Source organism: Streptomyces reniochalinae, from assembly GCF_003323735.1.
Classification (GTDB): Bacteria; Actinomycetota; Actinomycetes; order Streptomycetales; family Streptomycetaceae; genus Streptomyces; species Streptomyces reniochalinae.
The window spans coordinates 1-3,451 of the sequence record NZ_QOIM01000019.1; the positions used below are offsets into that span (position 1 = coordinate 1).

The 3,451-nt window shown below is 73.0% G+C and carries 4 protein-coding genes; 3 read left to right on the forward strand and 1 reads right to left on the reverse strand.

The annotated features are described in order from the left end of the window. Window positions 1–106 precede the first annotated feature (106 nt). Window positions 107–1,474 carry a DUF445 domain-containing protein gene (locus DQ392_RS02010; protein ID WP_114013717.1) on the forward strand — a complete coding sequence of 456 codons (1,368 nt, stop codon included), beginning with the start codon at window positions 107–109 and terminating at the stop codon, window positions 1,472–1,474. A 72-nt stretch (window positions 1,475–1,546) separates the two neighbouring features. On the opposite strand, the gene DQ392_RS02015 is transcribed toward DQ392_RS02010, so the two are convergent. Next, the gene (locus tag DQ392_RS02015; protein WP_114013718.1) at window positions 1,547–1,993 is read right to left on the reverse strand and encodes an anthrone oxygenase family protein; all 447 of its coding nucleotides are present in this window, start codon (window positions 1,991–1,993) and stop codon (window positions 1,547–1,549) included. 93 nt (window positions 1,994–2,086) lie between these two features. Between DQ392_RS02015 and DQ392_RS02020 the strand changes: the two genes are divergently transcribed. Then, window positions 2,087–2,665, forward strand: coding sequence for a TetR/AcrR family transcriptional regulator (locus DQ392_RS02020; protein ID WP_114013719.1), 579 nt, complete (start codon window positions 2,087–2,089; stop codon window positions 2,663–2,665). A 126-nt stretch (window positions 2,666–2,791) separates the two neighbouring features. Further along, window positions 2,792–3,124: a DUF6412 domain-containing protein gene (locus DQ392_RS02025; RefSeq protein WP_114013720.1), complete on the forward strand. Its 333-nt coding sequence runs from the start codon at window positions 2,792–2,794 to the stop codon at window positions 3,122–3,124. Window positions 3,125–3,451 lie beyond the last annotated feature (327 nt).

Here is a 3,451-nt window from a genome sequence, read left to right on the forward strand (position 1 = left end):
CCGCCCGCCCGGTGACGGCTCGGGCGGCGGGCCCCGCGGCGGGCTCGTCGGCCCCGGGGGCTTTGGAGGCGGACCTGCGGGCGCGGGTGGCGGTCCCGGCGGCTCCGTGAACGGGCCCGCGGGTTCGGGTGGCGGGTCCGGCGGCTCCGGGGGCGGGTCCGCAGGCCGGGGTGGCGGGTCCGGGGGCGGAACAGGGGGCGCCGGGAGCGGCCCCGGGGGGTTCACCGCGGCTGACGAGGAGCGGCGGCGTGGCGTGCGCCGTATGAAGGCGATCGCCACGGGCGCACTGCTGCTGATGGCCGCCGTCTTCGCGCTGGCCACCTGGGCCGGGCACGCGGGCGCCGGCGCGTGGACCGGCTACGTGGCGGCTGCCGCCGAGGCCGGCATGGTCGGCGCGCTCGCCGACTGGTTCGCCGTCACGGCGCTCTTCCGTCACCCGATGGGGTTGCCCATCCCGCACACCGCCATCATCCCGACGAAGAAGGACCAACTGGGCCTGAGCCTCGGCGACTTCGTCGGCGAGAACTTCCTGTCCGCCGACGTCGTCCGCACCCGGCTGCGCGCCGTCGGTATCGGCAACCGGTTCGGGTCGTGGCTCGCCCAGCCGGAGAACGCGGACCGTGTGACGGCGGAACTGTCCACGGCGCTGCGCGGCGCGCTCACCGTACTGCGGGACGCGGACGTGCAGGCCGTCGTCAGCGAGGCCATCACCCGCCGCGCCACGGCCAAGGAGGTGGCTCCGGGGCTCGGTACGATGCTGGAAAAGATCGTCGCGGACGGCGGCCACCGCCGCGTCGTCGACCTGGTGTGCACGCGGGCGGCCGAGTGGCTGGACGAGCACGGCAGCTCCGTCATGGACGCGGTCGCCGGCGGGGCGCCCGGCTGGACGCCGCGGTTCGTGGACCGCAAGATCGGCGAGCGCGTCTACCGCGAACTGCTCCGCTTCGTCACGGAGATGCGGGACATGCCCGACCACCCCGCGCGCGGCGCCGTCGACCGCTTCCTCACCGACTTCGCCGCAGACCTGCGCTCCGACCCCGACACCCGCGCCCGCGTCGAACGGCTCAAGAACGAGACGCTGGCCCGCGACGAGGTGCAGGACCTGATCGCCTCCGTGTGGGGGGCCGTACGGTCGATGCTGGTGGCCGCGGCCGAGGACGAGGGCAGCGAGTTGCGGGTGCGCGCCCGTGGCGCCCTGCTGTCGCTGGGGCGGCGCCTCGCGTCCGACGGGCGGCTCCAGGACAAGGTGGACGGCTGGATCGAGGGTGCCGCGGTCCACCTGGTGATCAGCTATCGGGACGAGATCACCTCGCTCATCTCGGAGACCGTCGCCGGCTGGGACGCCGAGCACACCTCCCGCAAGATCGAGGCCCACATCGGCCGCGACTTGCAGTTCATCCGCATCAACGGCACCGTCGTCGGTTCCCTGGCCGGCCTGGCGATCCACACGGTGGCCCACTTGCTGGGGGCCTGAGCGGGCACCGGAGCGCCCTCTTCGCGAGGGCGCTCCGGCGCCGGGTCCCGGCCGGCCGGGAGCGGGGGAGGCTCAGGCGCGGGCGGCGACCAGCAGGGTGAAGGCCGCGATGATGACGGCGACGCGGACGTAGTGGTAGCGGTCCCAGCGGCTGTTCTGCTCCTTCCAGTCCTCGGGCAGGGTCTGGGGGGTCCACGTCTTGCCCCGGTCGTTGATCGGGACGAGCAGCAGAAGCGACATCATCACGCTCACCAGCAGCAGCGCGGCGGCGGTGACGACGAGGACCGCGCCGTGGTCCTCCCATTCGGCGACGGCCCACACGGCGCTCAGTGCGAGCGAGCCGATGTACCAGAACGGCATCACGGCGCCGAGCATCCGGCCTCCGTGGGCGCGGCCGAGCACGCTGCTGTCGTGGGGGAGGTTGTTGAGGATCCGGTTGATGACGAAGGCGACGGAGAACTCCACCCCCACCATCAGACCGGCGACCACGATGGTGACGATCTCGAGTGCGTTGAGCATGCTGGCCCCTCCTGATTTTTCTAGCGGCGCTAGAAGATGGGGCAACACTAGGACTACTGACGCTCGCTTGTCTAGCGGTGCTAGGATCGACTCATGTCGGTACAGGAACGCAAGGAACGCGAACGGGCGGGCCGCGAGCGCCTCATCGTGGCGACGGCCCGCGAACTCGCCGAGCAGCAGGGCTGGGACGCGGTCACCACGCGCCGGCTCGCCGAGCGCATCGAGTACAGCCAGCCCGTCCTCTACAGCCATTTCCGGGGCAAGCGCGAGATCATCGGCGCCGTCGCCCTCGGGGGTGCCACCGAGATGGCCGCGGCGTTGCGGGCCGCGACCTCGGCCGCGGACGGACCGCGTGCCCGCGTCACCGCCCTCGCCCGCACCTATCTCGACTTCGCCGAGCGCAACCCGGCGGTCTACGACGCCATGTTCCAGCTCGACGGCGGCCTCGCCTTCGCGCAGGAGGACACCCCCGAGCCGCTGAAGGACGCCTTCGCCGCCCTGTGGGAAACACTCGGCGAAGTCGCCGGGGACGGCGTCCACCCGGGGCTGTTCACCGAAACGTTCTGGGCGGCCCTGCACGGGCTGGCGACCCTGACCAGGGCGGGACGGCTGCCACCGGGGGACGCGGAGCGGCGGGTGGAGTTGCTGGTGGGCAGGCTCGCCGTTCTGTGACGTGCCGGTCGCCGGGAACCGATCGTCGGCGGCGGCCGTTGGTGTGGTCGAAGGCGGCACCCAGGGCCGTTGGTTGACGAGGGGGGGAGGGCTCACGTGGCGTACCGCACTCTGAACGCCTGGCGCATGCACGCGATGGTGCTCCTGCTGCTGCTCGTGGGCCTGTTCCTGACGCACAGCGGGCCGGCCACCGGCCTCGCGGCCGTCGCCGCCACGGCCGCCGTCACACTGCTGTGCGGCGTGCTGGCCGGAGTGGGCGCCGCAGCGCCGCCGCCCCGCGGCCGGGTGCGCACGGCGATACGCGACCGCGAGCGGCGCACCGCCTTCCTCCCCCAACGTGATCCGGACTCCGCCGGGCGGCCGCGCCCCCGAGCGCCGGGCCGTCGCCCAGCGACGGCCGCACACATACCCGGGGCAGCCTCGCCGCTCGGCGAGCTGAGCGCTCCCGCGCCCGGCTAGGTCGTGTCTTCAAAGTCCCGCCTGCCTGGCGGTGTCTGGCACGCACGCTCGCGGCGTTGTCGTCGGTCGCCGCTTCCCCCAGGGCTCGGCTTCGCTCGCCCCGGGAGGTGCCCCCACGCAGGGACTCCCTCCTCCGCCTTGCGAGCGCACGCACCAGACACCGCCAGGCCCGCCCTCCGGGCGGACGCCGCTACTTTGAAGACACTCCCTAGTACTGCAACGGTGCTTGCGGTGACTGGTGGCCAGGTTGGTCGTTGGCCTGTTCGTGAGTGGGGACCTTGCTGATGTCAGGTTGTGGGCGGGTGAACTGGGCGCTGTGCATGAGCG